Raw genomic sequence first — 14,461 nt, 5'->3', positions numbered from 1 at the left:
GCGGTGGATGTGCCCCCCCAGCTTCAAGTTTCAAGCTTCAAGCTGCAAGTAAAAAGCGGCCTGCTCTTACTCGCAGCTTGAAGCTTGAAGCTTGCACCTTGCCGCTTAAAGAAAGCTATAATCGCCTCCGTTTCAAAACGGTAACGATCACCTGATACCGTTTTCCCGCCACCTGTCCGAGGGGCGCTGCAGCAGGCTAGACCTGTCAGGCTCGGATGGGGCGTTGTCTGGCCGTGATGGTTCGGTCAGTCACTAAACGCACAACGGCGCCCATTCGCATACTTACGAATGGAGGCTCTTCATGAGCGCTGTCATCACGCCTGCAGATTTTACCGACTACAAAGTCGCCGACATGTCCCTGGCCGCCTGGGGCCGTCGTGAAACCATCATCGCCGAATCGGAAATGCCGGCCCTGATGGGCCTGCGCCGCAAATACGCCGCTGAACAACCGCTCAAGGGCGCGAAGATTCTCGGCTGCATCCACATGACCATCCAGACTGCCGTGCTGATCGAAACCCTGGTTGCCCTGGGTGCCGAAGTACGCTGGTCGTCCTGCAACATCTTCTCGACCCAGGACCAGGCCGCTGCCTCCATCGCCGCCGCCGGCATCCCGGTATTCGCCTGGAAAGGCGAGACCGAGCAAGAGTACGAGTGGTGCCTGGAGCAGACCATCCTCAAGGATGGCAAGCCATGGGATGCCAACATGATCCTCGACGACGGCGGCGACCTGACCGAGCTGCTGCACAAGAAGTACCCGCAGGTGCTGGATCGCGTCCACGGCGTGACCGAAGAAACCACCACCGGCGTGCACCGCCTGCTGGACATGCTGGCCAAGGGCGAGCTGAAGATCCCGGCCATCAACGTCAACGACTCGGTGACCAAGAGCAAGAACGACAACAAGTACGGCTGCCGTCACAGCCTGAACGATGCGATCAAGCGCGGTACCGACCACCTGCTGTCCGGCAAACAAGCGCTGGTCATCGGCTACGGTGACGTGGGCAAGGGTTCGGCCCAGTCCCTGCGTCAGGAAGGCATGATCGTCAAGGTTTCCGAAGTTGACCCGATCTGCGCCATGCAGGCCTGCATGGACGGTTTCGAACTGGTTTCGCCGTTCATCGACGGGATCAACACCGGTACCGAGGCGAGCATCGACAAGGCCCTGCTGGGCAAGATCGACCTGATCGTGACCACCACCGGTAACGTCAATGTTTGCGACGCAAACATGCTCAAGGCCCTGAAAAAGCGCGCCGTGGTCTGCAACATCGGTCACTTCGACAACGAAATCGACACCGCTTTCATGCGCAAGAACTGGGCATGGGAAGAAGTGAAGCCACAGGTGCACAAGGTTCACCGTACCGGCCCAGGCGCTTTCGACGCCCAGAACGACGACTACCTGATCCTGCTGGCCGAAGGCCGCCTGGTGAACCTGGGCAACGCCACCGGTCACCCAAGCCGCATCATGGACGGTTCGTTCGCCAACCAGGTTCTGGCGCAGATCTTCCTGTTCGGCCAGAAGTACGCCGACCTGTCGCCAGCCCAGAAAGCCGAGCGCCTGACCGTTGAAGTACTGCCGAAGAAACTCGACGAAGAAGTGGCCCTGGAAATGGTTCGCGGCTTCGGTGGCGTGGTCACCCAACTGACCAAGCAACAGGCTGACTACATCGGCGTGACCGTCGAAGGCCCGTTCAAGCCGCACGCTTACCGGTACTAAGAGCAGTTGCAAGCCTTGAGCTTCAAGCGGCAAGCGAGGGCCACAAGCCCTGCTTGCCGCTCGAAGCTTTCGGCTTCGTCCCTATTTGCTTAAACAGTTTCAAGCAGCCCGTTCCAGGCCCAAGAGTCGAGCGCACCTCCGCTACTCTTGCAGTTTGTGGCTTGCAGCTTGTAGCTGGAGGTTTCCTCCATGTCCCAAGACCGTCGCTACAGCTTCGAGTTCTTCCCGACCAAGACCGATGCTGGGCATGAAAAACTGCTCGCCACTGCCCGCCAGCTGGCCAGCTACAACCCCGACTTCTTCTCCTGCACCTACGGTGCCGGTGGCTCGACCCGCGACCGCACGATGAACACCGTGCTGCAGCTCGAAAGCGAAGTGAAGATCCCGGCCGCGCCGCACCTGTCCTGCGTGGGCGACAGCAAGGCCGACCTGCGTGGCCTGCTGAGCCAGTACAAGGCTGCCGGCATCAACCGTATCGTCGCCCTGCGCGGCGACCTGCCTTCGGGCATGGGCATGGCCAGCGGCGAGCTGCGTCACGCCAACGACCTGGTGAGTTTCATTCGTGAAGAGACCGGTGATCACTTCCACATCGAAGTGGCGGCGTATCCGGAAATGCACCCGCAGGCGCGCAATTTCGAAGACGACCTCAACAACTTCGTGCGCAAGGCCAACGCCGGCGCCAACAGTGCGATCACCCAGTATTTCTTCAACGCCGACAGTTATTTCTACTTCGTCGAACGCGTGCAACAAATGGGTGTGAACATCCCGATCGTGCCCGGCATCATGCCGATCACCAACTACAGCAAGCTGGCGCGTTTCTCCGACGCCTGCGGCGCGGAAATCCCGCGCTGGATCCGCAAGCAGCTGGAAGCCTACGGCGACGACAGCCAAAGCATTCAGACGTTCGGCGAACAGGTCATCACCGAAATGTGTGAACGTTTGTTGCAAGGCGGGGCGCCAGGGTTGCATTTCTATACCCTGAACCAAGCCGAGCCAAGCCTGGCCGTCTGGAACAACCTGAAGCTGCCGCGTTAACCGCCCGGCAACATCAGAAAAGGCCTTGGCGAAATCCAGGGCCTTTTTTTTAACCCCCAATACATCCGAAGGATCGCCGTAGATGTCCACAGGCAGCACCGCAGCACGCCCACAATTGATCTATCTGGTTTACGGCGCCGCGACCTATCACCAGGAAGCCGCGTTCAGCATTGCCAGCGCCCTGGCCGGGCTGCGCGAAACGCCGGGCGAAGCCCTCGACATCCAGGTCTTCACCGACAATGCCGCGCCTTACCGCGACCTGCCTGTGCGCGTGCGCCCCCTGGACGAAAACACCCGCCAGTCCTGGATCGCCCCACACGGCTACCACTTTCGCGCCAAGCACGTGGTGATGCAGCAGGTGCTGCAAGAGTCCGAACTGGCGCTGCTGATCGACACCGATACCTTTTTTCACTGCTCGCCGCTGGAGCTGTTTCGCCGCATCCAGCCCGGCACCCTGCTGTGTAACGCCTTCGGCATGTGCTACGGCGCCAACAAGGAGTCCGGCCTCTACCAGTCCCTGGCCGGCTTGCTGCAGGAACGCAAACTCGCCGACGACCAGATGCCGCTGCTGAACTCCGGCGTGATCGGCCTGCACCGCGCCGACGCCGATGTGCTGGAGCGCTCCATCGCCCTGATGGACGAGCTGTACCCGCTGGCCAACGGCGCCTACACCCTCGAAGAGTTCTGCCTGTCGGTGGCGGCCTATCGCACCAAGCAGGTTCGCGAATGCCCCGACCTGATCCACCACTACTGGAGCCGCAAGCAGCTGTTTCGCGCCAAGATCAAGGCCTGGCTGGACAAGCACGGCGCAGCACCCACCAGCAGCGTCGCCCTGGACGAAACCCGCCTGGTCACCGCGACCCTGCCACGCCCACCGGCGTTGCAACGCCTGGCCTACAAGATCGTGACCCTGGCCCTGCCCGGGTACCAGCGGCAGTTCATGCGCGAAATCCTCTACGGCTGCTACCGCCACACCAACGAATTCGACCAGGCCTGCGCCCCGGTCTGGTGGGAGAAAGCCCGGGAAAACGCCGAAGGCCGCCTGAAAAAGCCGCTCAACAGCCATCAACTCGAGCGCTGGTTCAACCACCCGGTGATTCGCCTGGTACTGGGCCAGCGACGCAAGGCCATCTACCTGCATCTGATCGAGACAAAGGCTGACTGAGGCTTGAGCTAGACAGCCTCTGGTATTGGGCGACCTCTCGTCGTAATCTCCAGCGATGCCCCTCATCGCCCAGCTGCTGACAGCCTTTATCTGCGCTTGCCTGAGCCTCACCGCCCATGGCGAGAAGCTGCGCATTGTCACCGAGCCCTGGGCCCCTTATGTCTATGAGGAACAGGGCAAGGCCCAGGGGCTGGATTACGAAACCACGGCCATCGTCTTCCAGCGCCTGGGGATCGAAGTCGAATGGCAGTTCCTGCCCTGGAAACGTTGCCTGGCCATGCTCGAACAGGGCCAGGCCGACGGTGCCCTGGACATCTTTCACAGCAACGAACGCGAAAGCAGCCTGCTCTACCCCAGCGAGCCGCTGTCGGACGTCGAGTTCGTGATGTTCTATGCCAACGCCCGGCCCTTTCCGTTCCGCACCCTGGAAGACTTGCGCGGCCTGACCGTGGGCACCTCTCCCGGCTATCTGTACAGCCAGGACTTCAGGGAGTCCACGCTGTTCAAGCACGAGCCGGCGCCGACCCACGAAGCCAACTTCGGCAAGCTGCTGCGCGGCCGCATCGACCTGCTGATCACCGATCGGCGGGTCGGCCAGCATCTGCTCGACCAACTGGATATTCGCCAGCAGATCACCGAGAACCCGGTGGTCATCAGCCGCCAGAGCCAGTTTCTGGCGGTACGGCGCAATGCCGGCATGGACTTGCTGGTGCAGCGTTTCGGCGCTGAACTCAAGCGCTTCAAACGCGAGCCGGCCTACGCCGAACTGAGCGCACGCTATGGCACGGCGCCGGCCATGGCCGACTCAAGCGCAATGCCGCCCGGCGCCCCGCTGAAAACCGTTGAGCAGCAGGAACGCAGCGCACGCTGATTGCTCTGTTATACTCCGGCCTTCCCGCCAGGCTCACGCCCGGACGCTCGACCCTGTTCAAGGCCTCTCGATACCGCTACAGCGCAGCCACAAGGCCCGCGCGAGCCCTCGCCGATGAGCCTTCAGGAGCCAGCAGGACCGGACGGGATTGCGTCCTCTTAAACGCCATTCGCGCCAGGCAAGACTATCCCTCTGGGCCAAGCCCTCACTAAAACAGGATTACTCATGTCCTTTGCTTCCCTCGGTCTCTCCGAGGCTTTAGTCGGCGCCATCGAAGCCGCCGGCTACACCCAGCCTACTCCGGTGCAACAGCGGGCCATTCCCGCCGTGTTGCAAGGTCGCGACCTGATGGTCGCGGCACAGACAGGTACTGGTAAAACCGGCGGTTTCGCCCTTCCGATCCTGGAACGGTTGTTTCCCAACGGTCACCCGGACAAATCCCAGCGTCACGGCCCGCGCCAACCGCGCGTCCTGGTCCTGACCCCAACCCGCGAACTGGCCGCGCAAGTGCACGAGAGCTTCAAGGTCTATGCCCGCGACCTGAAGTTCGTCAGTGCCTGCATCTTCGGCGGCGTCGGCATGAACCCACAGGTTCAGGCCATGGCCCGCGGCGTCGACGTGCTGGTGGCCTGCCCCGGCCGCCTGCTCGACCTGGCCGGCCAAGGCAGCGTCGACTTGTCCCACGTGGAAATCCTCGTGCTCGACGAAGCCGACCGCATGCTCGACATGGGCTTCGTCCATGACGTGAAGAAAGTCCTCGCACGCCTGCCCGCCAAGCGCCAGAACCTGCTGTTCTCCGCGACCTTCTCCAAGGACATCACGGACCTGGCCGGCAAGCTGCTGCACAACCCCGAGCGCATCGAGGTCACGCCGCCGAACACCACGGTCGAGCGCATCGAGCAACGGGTGTTCCGCCTGGCCGCCAGCCACAAGCGTGCCTTGCTGGCCCACCTGATCACCGCCGGCGCCTGGGAACAGGTGCTGGTCTTCACCCGTACCAAGCACGGCGCCAACCGCCTGGCCGAGTACCTGGACAAGCACGGCCTGACCGCCGTCGCCATCCACGGCAACAAGAGCCAGAACGCCCGCACCAAGGCCCTGGCCGACTTCAAGGCCGGTGAAGTGCGGATCCTGGTCGCCACCGACATCGCCGCCCGCGGCCTGGACATCGACCAGCTGCCACACGTGGTCAACTTCGAACTGCCGAACGTCGACGAAGACTATGTGCACCGCATTGGCCGTACCGGCCGTGCCGGTCGTTCGGGCGAAGCGATCTCGCTGGTCGCGCCGGACGAAGAGAAGCTGCTCAAAAGCATCGAGCGCATGACCAAGCAGAAGATCCCCGACGGCGATCTGATGGGCTTCGATGCCAGCGCCGTGGAAGCCGAGAAACCGGAAGTGCGCGAGCGTCCGGACGTGCGTAACCCGCGCAATTCCCGTGGCCCGCGTGGCGACGGTCCGAACGGCGGCGGTGGTGGTGGCGGCGGCCGCAAAGACAAAGGCAAGGACAAGGGCAAGGAAAAACCGGCCGCTCGCGGCGACCGTCCAGCCCGTGAGCAGAAGCCTCGCGAAGGCACCCCGGCCCGCGAACAGCGCCAGCCGACGCCACGCGCCGACCGTGCCCCGGATGAGTTCCTGGACGATGACGTGGACAACTTCGGCAACCGCGCCGACTACGTCAGCCCGTACCAGAACAAGAACAACCAGAGCCGCGGCCGCCGTCCAGGCGCGCCAGGCCAGGGCGCAGCAGCCAACAGCAATGCGCCGCGCAGTGGCGGCCAGGGTCGCTCCGGCGGTCCGCGCAACAGCAACGGCGCCAGCACCGGCACCCCACCTGCCAAGCGCAACGGCCCACGCAGCGGTGCTCCACGTGACGGCCAGGCCCGTCGCGAAGAGTCGCGCAATCGTCGTCCGGCCCGTGACGACCAGGCGCGTCAGGAACCGGCGGTACAGAACCCGCGTGGCAACCAGCCGAAGATCATGCACAAGGAATCGAAAGCCGACCGCTTCCCGACTCCCGAGCAGCTCGATCAACTGCCAAGCCGTCCACGTGGCGAGAAACCAGCCTTGCTGACCCGCAATCGCTGAAGTTTACGCGGCAATAAAAAACGCCCCTGATCTTGCGATCAGGGGCGTTTTTTTATGGCGCTGTAACCACTGCCGAAGGCTGTGATCGACCGGGAACCGGTCGCCGGCCTCAAGGGCCATGAAGGTCCTGCGGACCTTGTCGCAGCCTCGCGGGCTCGGCAGCGGCTACAGACGAAGCATTACTTCGCTTTCACACCTTCGAAGGTGATGTACAGGTCGACATTGTTGGAGGCCGGGCCCAGGTCCATCATCTTGCCGAAATCCTGGCGATTGATGCTGGTGGTGCCTTCGAAGCCGGCACGGTAGCCGCCCCATGGGTCCTTGCCTTCACCCAGGAAGGTCGCCTTGACCACGACCGGCTTGGTCACACCGTGCAGGGTCAGGTCGCCGGTCACGTCGGCAGTCTGCTTGCCATCGGCGTTCTTGCCGGTTGGCTTGACGCTGGTGGAGACGAACTTGGCGTCAGCGAACTTGCCCACGTCCAGGAAGTCTTTGCTGGCGATGTGCTTGTCGCGCTCGGCGTGGTTGGTGAACACGCTGGCGGTGCGCACATTGACTTCGATCTTGGCGTCTTCAGGCTTGGCCGCGTCGAAGCTGAACTTGCCGTCCAGGTCCTTGAAGGTACCGGTGATGAAGCTGTAGCCCAGGTGGCTGATCTTGAAGTCGACGAAGGCGTGCTGGCCTTCCTTGTCGATCACGTAATCAGCGGCCATCGCCTGACCGGCAGACAACAGAGCAGAACCGATTGCCAGAGCGGCGAGAGTCTTTTTCAACATGCTTTCTATTCCTTTTGAGTCGAGGTTGAGCATCAGGCTTTGCGTCCCAGCATACGAGCCAGGGTCGCGTCACGATCGATAAAGTGGTGTTTCAAAGCGGCCAGAGCATGCACTCCGGCAAAGATCACCAGGGCCCAGGCCAGGTACAGATGCACCTCGCCGGCCACATCCGCCTGGTCCGGCAGTCCGGAAACCAGGGCGGGAATTTCAAACAGGCCAAACACCGGGATCCCGACACCGTCTGCGGTGGAAATCAGGTAACCGGCAATCATCACAGCGAACAGACTGAGATACAGGAAGGCATGGCCGAAGGTAGCGCCCAGGCGCGTCAGGCGACCGTGGTTGGCCGGTGCCGGTGGCGGCGGGCTGACAAAGCGCCACAGCACCCGCAGCAACATGATCGCGAACAGCGTCAAGCCAATGCTTTTGTGCAGGTCCGGCGCATCTTTGCGCCAGGCACTGTAGTAATCCAGGCCGACCATCCACAGGCCCAGGGCGAACAATCCAAAGACTGCCAGCGCCACACTCCAGTGCAGGAAAATGCTTACCCAGCCATAGCGGGAAGAAGAGTTACGTAGCTGCATCACTTAAATCCTGTAAGAACTGCTGCCCAAGACTATCGATTTAACTATCGAATTAAAGCGGAAATTTTCGCTTTGAAATATCGAGAAATACGATGTTGATCCTACGAACACTAAATTAACCAGGCATTAAGGTCTACGTGGGGAAAACGTGACAGACCGTCCTGCGGCCGCGATCAATTCGCCCTTCCAGGCATGCAATGGGTTGTGACACGGCCTGGCATTGCATAGGCTTGCGCGATTGTTTGCTCGCGTACTTAGAGCCGCCTCCAGGAGACTGAACATGGGCCTCAACAACCAGTGGATGCAACGCGATCTCGCGGTGTTATGGCATCCCTGCACCCAGATGAAAGACCACGAGCAGCTGCCGCTGATCCCGATCAAGCGCGGCGAAGGCGTGTGGCTGGAGGACTTCGAAGGCAAGCGCTACCTCGACGCGGTCAGCTCCTGGTGGGTCAATGTGTTCGGCCACGCCAACCCGCGCATCAACCAGCGCATCAAGGATCAGGTCGATCAGCTGGAGCACGTGATCCTCGCCGGCTTCAGCCATCAGCCGGTGATCGAGCTGTCCGAGCGCCTGGTGAAAATGACCCCCGAAGGCCTGACCCGCTGCTTCTATGCCGACAACGGCTCGTCGTGCATCGAAGTGGCGATGAAGATGAGCTTCCACTACTGGTTCAACCGCGGCCAGAAGGACAAGAAGCGCTTCGTCACCCTGACCAACAGCTACCACGGCGAAACCATCGCCGCGATGTCGGTGGGCGATGTGCCGCTGTTCACCGAGACCTACAAGGCCCTGCTGCTGGACACCCTCAAGGTGCCGAGCCCGGACTGCTACCTGCGCCCCGAAGGCATGAGCTGGGAAGAACACTCGCGCAACATGTTCGCGGCCATGGAGCAGACCCTGGCGGAACACCACGCCACCCTCGCCGCGGTGATAGTCGAGCCGCTGATCCAGGGCGCCGGCGGCATGCGCATGTATCACCCGGTGTACCTCAAGCTGCTGCGCGAGGCCTGCGACCGCTACGGCGTGCACCTGATCTTTGATGAGATCGCCGTCGGCTTCGGTCGTACCGGCACGATGTTCGCCTGCGAACAGGCCGGCATCCGCCCGGACTTCCTCTGCCTGTCCAAGGCCCTGACCGGCGGCTACCTGCCGCTGGCCGCATGCCTGACCACCGACGAGGTCTACAGCGCCTTCTACGACGACTACCCGACCCTGCGCGCCTTCCTCCACTCCCACAGCTACACCGGCAACCCGCTGGCCTGTGCGGCGGCGCTGGCGACCCTGGATATCTTCGAGCAGGACAATGTCATCGCGAACAACCGGGCGCTGGCCCAGCGCATGGCCAGCTCGACCGCGCACCTGGCGGATCACCCGCACGTCGCGGAAGTACGCCAGACCGGCATGGTGCTGGCCATCGAGATGGTCCAGGACAAGGCCAGCAAGACCGCCTATCCGTGGCAGGAACGCCGTGGCCTGAAAGTCTTCCAGCACGCCCTGGAGCGTGGCGCCCTGCTGCGTCCGCTGGGCAGCGTGGTGTATTTCCTGCCACCCTACGTGATCACCCCGGAGCAGATCGACTTCCTCGCCGAGGTGGCCAGCGAAGGCATCGATATCGCCACCAGCGACAAGGTCAGCGTGGCGGTGCCCAAGGACTTCCACCCAGGCTTCCGCGATCCGGGCTGATAACCGCGCGAGCAAGCCCGCCCTCCGTAGGAGCGAGCTTGCTCGCGAAAAGCTCCGACTGACTGACACCGATCCAGAATTTTCCCCAGAGAATCACCATGAGACTGTCCCGCTTCTTTATCGACGCCCCCCTGAGCCTCGGCGAGCACGAACTGCCGGAAGCCCAGGCCCACTACATCGGGCGCGTGCTGCGCATGGCCGAGGGCGACGCGCTGCAGCTGTTCGACGGTTCGGGCAACGAATTTCGCGGCACCCTGCTGGAAGTCGGCAAGAAACGCGTGGTGGTCCGGCTCGATGAAAGCTTCGCCGGGCAGGTCGAGTCGCCGCTGCAGATCCACCTCGGCCAGGGCCTGTCCCGGGGCGAGCGCATGGACTGGGCGATTCAGAAAGCTACCGAGCTGGGAGTGAATGAAATCACCCCGATCTTCAGCGAGCGCTGCGAAGTGCGGCTCAAGGACGAACGCGCCGACAAGCGCCTGGCCCACTGGCGCCAGGTGGCCGTCAGCGCCTGCGAACAATGCGGGCGCTCACGGGTGCCGGTGATTCATCCGCCAGTGCTGCTGGCCGACTGGATCAAGCAGACCCAGGCCGACCTCAAGCTGGTGCTGCACCCGGTGGCCGAGCCGCTGGTAAGCCACGCCAAGCCGGCGACCCTGGCATTCCTGATCGGCCCGGAAGGCGGTTTGTCCGACACCGAAGTGGACCAGGCCCAGGATGCGGGCTTCCTGCCGGCGCGCCTTGGGCCGCGGGTGTTGCGCACCGAAACCGCGCCGGTGGTAGCGCTGGCCGTGGCGCAGCAACTCTGGGGCGACTTCTAACCCCTTCTGTAGGAGCGAGCTTGCTCGCGAAAAACGGACTCAGCCAACGTAATTTCCACGTCCGGACGATCCAATCGCGAGCAAGCTCGCTCCTACGGAGGGGCCGATCACTCCACCGGATCGCTCACCGGCTTGGCGATGATGGCCTTCAACTCGCTGGTCATCGGAAATTCCAGGTTCAGGCCCTTGGGTGGAATCGGTTGTTCGAACCAGCGCTGGTAGATTCCGTTGATCTCCCCTGAGCGATACAGGTCCGCCAGGGTGCTGTTCACCAGTTCCAGGAACTGCGGATCGTCCTTGCGCACCATGCAGCTGTAGATTTCCCGCGACTGCTCCTCACCGACCACCACCCAGTTGTGCGGATCGCGGGCCTTGGCCCGTTCGCCGTAGAGCAGTGCGTCGTCCATGTAGAACGCCGCGGCGCGACCGGATTGCAGCATCTGGAAGGCTTCGCCGTGGTCCTTGGCGCTGATCACGAACATGTCGATCTTGTGCTCGACGTTGTAGCTCTTGAGGAAGCGCTCGTTGGTGGTGCCGGCGGTGGTCACCACGTTCTTGCCGCGCAGGTCGGCGAAACGCTTGATCCCGCTGTCCCTGGCGGTCAGCAATTGGCCTTTGACGTAGATGAAGCCGTAGGAAAACGCCACCTGCTTCTGCCGTTCGGCGGTCACTCCGGTGGAGCCGCATTCCAGGTCCACGGTGCCGTTCTGCACCAGCGGAATGCGCGTCTGCGACGTCACCAGGTTGTACTTCACCGCCAGTTGCGGCAATGCCAGCTTGTGGCGGATGCGCTCGACGACCTTGCTCGCCAGGTCCACCGAATAGCCCATGGGTTTGCCGCTGTTGTCACCCACGTAGGAAAACGGCACCGACGCATCGCGATAACCCAGGGTAATACTGCCGGCATTGGCGATCTTGCCCAGGGTGCCGGTCAGCGGCGCCTCGCTGGCGTACAGCGGGGAGCCGAGCAACAGGCCCAGGGTGCAGCCGAGCAACGTGATTTTTTGCATTGTTATTCTCCGTTGTGGGTGAAGGCGTTAGCGGCGAACCGCGATGACGGTGATTTCCACCAGGATGTCCGGACGCGCCAGGGCGGCCTGCACGGTGGTGCGGCTCGGCGCCTGGCCCGGGGACAGCCAGGCCGACCAGACCTCGTTCACCACGGCAAAGTCCTGCTGGATGTCTTTCAGGTAGAGGGTCGCACTGAGCAGATGATCCTTGTCGCTGCCGGCCTCGGCCAGCAAGGCGTCGATCTTCGCCAGCACTTCACGGGTCTGGCCGGCGACATCGGTGGCCGGGCCCGGCACCTGGCCGGAGAGGAACAGCAGATCGGCAAAACTCACGACAGCGCTGAGGCGGTCATTGCTGTGGAGACGCTGGATGGTCATGGGATAGCTCCTTGTACGCGAAAGAAATCAGGCGGCATGGGGCGCGAGGCCCTGCATGTCGATGGAAGGACGGCGCTGGCCGATCAGCTCGGCCAGCAGGCGCCCGCTGCCACAGGCCAGGGTGAACCCCAGGGCGCCGTGGCCGAGGTTGAGCCACAGGTTGCGGTAGCCGGTGGCGCCAATCAGCGGTACGCCGCTGGGGGTCGCCGGGCGCATGCCGGCCCACTCGATGGCGGCATCGTAGTCGCCGGCATTGGCGAAGGTTTCCCGGGCCTGGCGCTGCATCAGGGCCAGGCGCTTGGGGTCCAGGGACGGGTCGAAACCGACGATATCGACCATCGCCGCTACCCGCAGCTGCTGGCCGATCCGCGCGTAGACGATCTTGCGGTTGTAGTCGGTGATGCTGATCTCCGGCGCCCGGTGCCCCGAGCCGATCGGCACGCTGAGGCTGTAGCCCTTGAGTGGATACAGCGGTAGCTTCAGCCCGGGCAGCGCCAGCTCGCCACTGCGATGACCGGCGGCGAGTATCAGTTGATCCACCGCCAGCACCTCGGCGCCCAGCTCGATGGCCTGCACCTGGCCGCCCGCCTGACGAATACCGGTGACCTGGCGCCCCGTCAGCAGCTGGCAGCGACCGGAAGCCTGCAGCCGCGCCACCAATTGCTGGCAGAAGGCGTGACAGTCGGCCACCTCTTCGTCCGGGGTGAAGATGCCGCCGACAAAGGGCGCGCCGCCGAGGGTCGGTTCCAGTTGTGCGCATTCGCCAGCGGACAACACCTGTTGCTGGCGCGGATCGGCCAGTCCATGGCGGGCATGCTCGAAACTGGCGGTTTCGCGAAAGGTCACCAGCTTGCCGTTACGCCGCCAGTGAAAACCCTCGAGCCGATCCTCCTCGCGCCAGCGCTGCAAGGTGGCCTGGCTCAGCAGCGCCAGGCGCAGCAGGTGAGCGCCGTTGCGCCGGTTGACCGAAACACGGCAGGCCGCCAGGAACCCGGCCATCCAGCGCCACTGCGCCGGGTCCAGGCGCGGGCGCAGCTTCAGCGGCGAATCGCCCCGCAGCATCCAGCCCAGCGCCTGCCAGGGCACGCCAGCATCGGCCAGCGGCGCCACGTAGCGGTACGACAGTTGGCCGCCGTTGGCGAAGCTGGTCTGGCTGGCGAAGGATTCGCGCGCCTCCACCAGGCTCACGTCGAACCCCTCGCGAACCAGGGCGTAGGCGCTGGCCAGGCCAATGACCCCGCCGCCGATGATGCAAACCCGCTGTGCCATGTCAGTCCTTAAACCTTGTTGAGCGGGCTTCAGGTTAGGACCAGGTGACAGGCCCGGGACAATGAATAAAGATGGACCACCCATAAACAAAGGTTATGGACTCATCATGCGACTGCGCCATATCGAGATTTTCCAGGCCATCCGCCAGACCGGCTCGATCAGCGGCGCGGCGCAACTGCTGCACGTCTCCCAGCCGGCGGTGACCAAGGTCTTGCAGCACGCCGAGCAGCAGTTGGGGTTCCCGCTGTTCCTGCGGGTCAAGGGCAAGTTGCAGGCCACCCCGGAAGCCCTGGAGCTGGAGCGCGAAGTCGACAAGGTCAGCGAAAGCCTGCAAGGGGTGCGACGCCTGGCCCAGAGCCTGCGCCGCGAGCCGGGCCACAGCCTGCGGATCGGCGCCACGCCGGCGCTGGCCCTGTCCTTGCTGCCGCCGGCCATCAACCAGTGGACCCGGCGCTACCCGGACATCGTCTGCGAGCTGTCCAGCGCCCACAGCCGCGAGCTGGTACAGAACCTGCTGATGCGCGAGATCGATGTGGCCCTGACCCTGCAACGCCCGGATCATCCGGGGCTGACCGCCCAGGCCCTGGCCAGCGGGGTGCTGGTGGCGCTGGCGCCGCTGGATTACTGGCCCCAGGCGGCCAGGGGCACCCCGCTGCCCTTGATGGAATTGGCGGGGGCGCCCTTGATCGGCCTGTCCAGCGCCGACCCGCTGGCGGCGAAACTCGACGGTTACCTGAAAGCCGTGGAGCCGGCGCCCCGGGTCAGCATTGCCGTGCAGACCTACTCCCTGGCCCGGGCCATGGTCGAATCCGGGGCCGGGCTGGCGGTGATCGACCCCTTCACCGCCCTCGGCGCCTCCCCCGCCAGCACCGCGATTCGCCCGCTGACCCCGGCGCTGCCGATCACCCTGTATGCCGTGACCCGCGCGGCGGAGGCGCTGCCCCATACCTTGAGCAGCCTGCTGGAGATCTTCGGCGGCCGGGCGCAGGAGCAGCTGGATCGGTTGATGACCGGGGATTGAGGCGGCCCTGCCGGGCCTTGTCGCGAGCAATCGAGCGTCGACCGGCTG

Annotated in this window: 13 protein-coding genes and 1 riboswitch; of the genes, 8 read left to right on the top strand and 5 right to left on the bottom strand. The window is 63.6% G+C overall.

Annotated elements, in window-relative coordinates; all coding sequences use genetic code 11:
• Window positions 1-172: 172 nt before the first annotated feature.
• A riboswitch (S-adenosyl-L-homocysteine riboswitch) is annotated at window positions 173-279 on the top strand.
• 22 nt (window positions 280-301) lie between these two features.
• From ahcY to PVZ80_RS30665, 5 genes are all read left to right on the top strand, one after another.
• Window positions 302-1,711, top strand: coding sequence for an adenosylhomocysteinase (ahcY, locus tag PVZ80_RS30685; RefSeq protein WP_009045993.1), 1,410 nt, complete (start codon window positions 302-304; stop codon window positions 1,709-1,711).
• A 189-nt stretch (window positions 1,712-1,900) separates the two neighbouring features.
• Entirely contained in the window at window positions 1,901-2,746 is an 846-nt protein-coding gene (metF, locus tag PVZ80_RS30680; RefSeq protein ID WP_053270112.1) for a methylenetetrahydrofolate reductase [NAD(P)H], read from the top strand.
• 82 nt (window positions 2,747-2,828) lie between these two features.
• Window positions 2,829-3,911: a hypothetical protein gene (locus tag PVZ80_RS30675; protein WP_273864961.1), complete on the top strand. Its 1,083-nt coding sequence runs from the start codon at window positions 2,829-2,831 to the stop codon at window positions 3,909-3,911.
• A gap of 55 nt (window positions 3,912-3,966) precedes the next feature.
• A complete protein-coding gene (locus tag PVZ80_RS30670) occupies window positions 3,967-4,782 on the top strand; it encodes a substrate-binding periplasmic protein (protein WP_038636132.1) in 816 nt (271 codons plus the stop codon).
• Window positions 4,783-5,007: 225 nt separating this feature from the next.
• A complete protein-coding gene (locus PVZ80_RS30665; RefSeq protein ID WP_016704246.1) occupies window positions 5,008-6,870 on the top strand; it encodes a DEAD/DEAH box helicase in 1,863 nt (620 codons plus the stop codon).
• A 179-nt stretch (window positions 6,871-7,049) separates the two neighbouring features.
• On the opposite strand, the gene PVZ80_RS30660 is transcribed toward PVZ80_RS30665, so the two are convergent.
• Both PVZ80_RS30660 and PVZ80_RS30655 read right to left on the bottom strand, forming a co-directional pair.
• Window positions 7,050-7,646: a YceI family protein gene (locus tag PVZ80_RS30660; protein ID WP_009051286.1), complete on the bottom strand. Its 597-nt coding sequence runs from the start codon at window positions 7,644-7,646 to the stop codon at window positions 7,050-7,052.
• Between the two features lie 32 nt (window positions 7,647-7,678).
• Complete coding sequence (locus tag PVZ80_RS30655) at window positions 7,679-8,230, bottom strand: cytochrome b (protein WP_009051287.1); 552 nt, start codon at window positions 8,228-8,230, stop codon at window positions 7,679-7,681.
• A 280-nt stretch (window positions 8,231-8,510) separates the two neighbouring features.
• Between PVZ80_RS30655 and PVZ80_RS30650 the strand changes: the two genes are divergently transcribed.
• Window positions 8,511-9,917: an adenosylmethionine--8-amino-7-oxononanoate transaminase gene (locus tag PVZ80_RS30650; protein ID WP_273864960.1), complete on the top strand. Its 1,407-nt coding sequence runs from the start codon at window positions 8,511-8,513 to the stop codon at window positions 9,915-9,917.
• Between the two features lie 98 nt (window positions 9,918-10,015).
• A complete protein-coding gene (locus PVZ80_RS30645; protein ID WP_009051289.1) occupies window positions 10,016-10,735 on the top strand; it encodes a 16S rRNA (uracil(1498)-N(3))-methyltransferase in 720 nt (239 codons plus the stop codon).
• A gap of 107 nt (window positions 10,736-10,842) precedes the next feature.
• Here PVZ80_RS30645 and PVZ80_RS30640 read toward each other — a convergent pair whose 3' ends face one another.
• Genes PVZ80_RS30640 through PVZ80_RS30630 form a run of 3 tightly spaced genes read right to left on the bottom strand, consistent with a single transcriptional unit; the run spans window position 10,843 to window position 13,392 of the window.
• Window positions 10,843-11,745, bottom strand: a complete 903-nt coding sequence (locus PVZ80_RS30640; protein WP_016704251.1) for a transporter substrate-binding domain-containing protein — start codon at window positions 11,743-11,745, stop codon at window positions 10,843-10,845.
• Between the two features lie 27 nt (window positions 11,746-11,772).
• Entirely contained in the window at window positions 11,773-12,123 is a 351-nt protein-coding gene (locus PVZ80_RS30635; protein ID WP_273864959.1) for a RidA family protein, read from the bottom strand.
• A gap of 27 nt (window positions 12,124-12,150) precedes the next feature.
• Window positions 12,151-13,392, bottom strand: coding sequence for a D-amino acid dehydrogenase (locus PVZ80_RS30630; RefSeq protein WP_273864958.1), 1,242 nt, complete (start codon window positions 13,390-13,392; stop codon window positions 12,151-12,153).
• 106 nt (window positions 13,393-13,498) lie between these two features.
• Between PVZ80_RS30630 and PVZ80_RS30625 the strand changes: the two genes are divergently transcribed.
• Window positions 13,499-14,413, top strand: coding sequence for a LysR family transcriptional regulator (locus PVZ80_RS30625; RefSeq protein ID WP_009051293.1), 915 nt, complete (start codon window positions 13,499-13,501; stop codon window positions 14,411-14,413).
• The last annotated feature ends 48 nt before the right edge of the window (window positions 14,414-14,461 follow it).

Origin of the sequence: Pseudomonas sp. B3G-3, from assembly GCF_028640915.1 — a bacterium.
GTDB lineage: Bacteria > Pseudomonadota > Gammaproteobacteria > Pseudomonadales > Pseudomonadaceae > Aquipseudomonas > Aquipseudomonas chlororaphis_I.
This window is presented reverse-complemented; position numbering and strand designations above follow the sequence as displayed.

Coding starts and splice junctions, on each gene's coding strand:
- ahcY (WP_009045993.1), top strand. CDS start 302: ATGAGCGCTGTCATCACGCCTGCAGATTTTACCGACTACAAAGTCGCC.
- metF (WP_053270112.1), top strand. CDS start 1,901: ATGTCCCAAGACCGTCGCTACAGCTTCGAGTTCTTCCCGACCAAGACC.
- PVZ80_RS30675 (WP_273864961.1), top strand. CDS start 2,829: ATGTCCACAGGCAGCACCGCAGCACGCCCACAATTGATCTATCTGGTT.
- PVZ80_RS30670 (WP_038636132.1), top strand. CDS start 3,967: ATGCCCCTCATCGCCCAGCTGCTGACAGCCTTTATCTGCGCTTGCCTG.
- PVZ80_RS30665 (WP_016704246.1), top strand. CDS start 5,008: ATGTCCTTTGCTTCCCTCGGTCTCTCCGAGGCTTTAGTCGGCGCCATC.
- PVZ80_RS30660 (WP_009051286.1), bottom strand. CDS start 7,646: ATGTTGAAAAAGACTCTCGCCGCTCTGGCAATCGGTTCTGCTCTGTTG.
- PVZ80_RS30655 (WP_009051287.1), bottom strand. CDS start 8,230: ATGCAGCTACGTAACTCTTCTTCCCGCTATGGCTGGGTAAGCATTTTC.
- PVZ80_RS30650 (WP_273864960.1), top strand. CDS start 8,511: ATGGGCCTCAACAACCAGTGGATGCAACGCGATCTCGCGGTGTTATGG.
- PVZ80_RS30645 (WP_009051289.1), top strand. CDS start 10,016: ATGAGACTGTCCCGCTTCTTTATCGACGCCCCCCTGAGCCTCGGCGAG.
- PVZ80_RS30640 (WP_016704251.1), bottom strand. CDS start 11,745: ATGCAAAAAATCACGTTGCTCGGCTGCACCCTGGGCCTGTTGCTCGGC.
- PVZ80_RS30635 (WP_273864959.1), bottom strand. CDS start 12,123: ATGACCATCCAGCGTCTCCACAGCAATGACCGCCTCAGCGCTGTCGTG.
- PVZ80_RS30630 (WP_273864958.1), bottom strand. CDS start 13,392: ATGGCACAGCGGGTTTGCATCATCGGCGGCGGGGTCATTGGCCTGGCC.
- PVZ80_RS30625 (WP_009051293.1), top strand. CDS start 13,499: ATGCGACTGCGCCATATCGAGATTTTCCAGGCCATCCGCCAGACCGGC.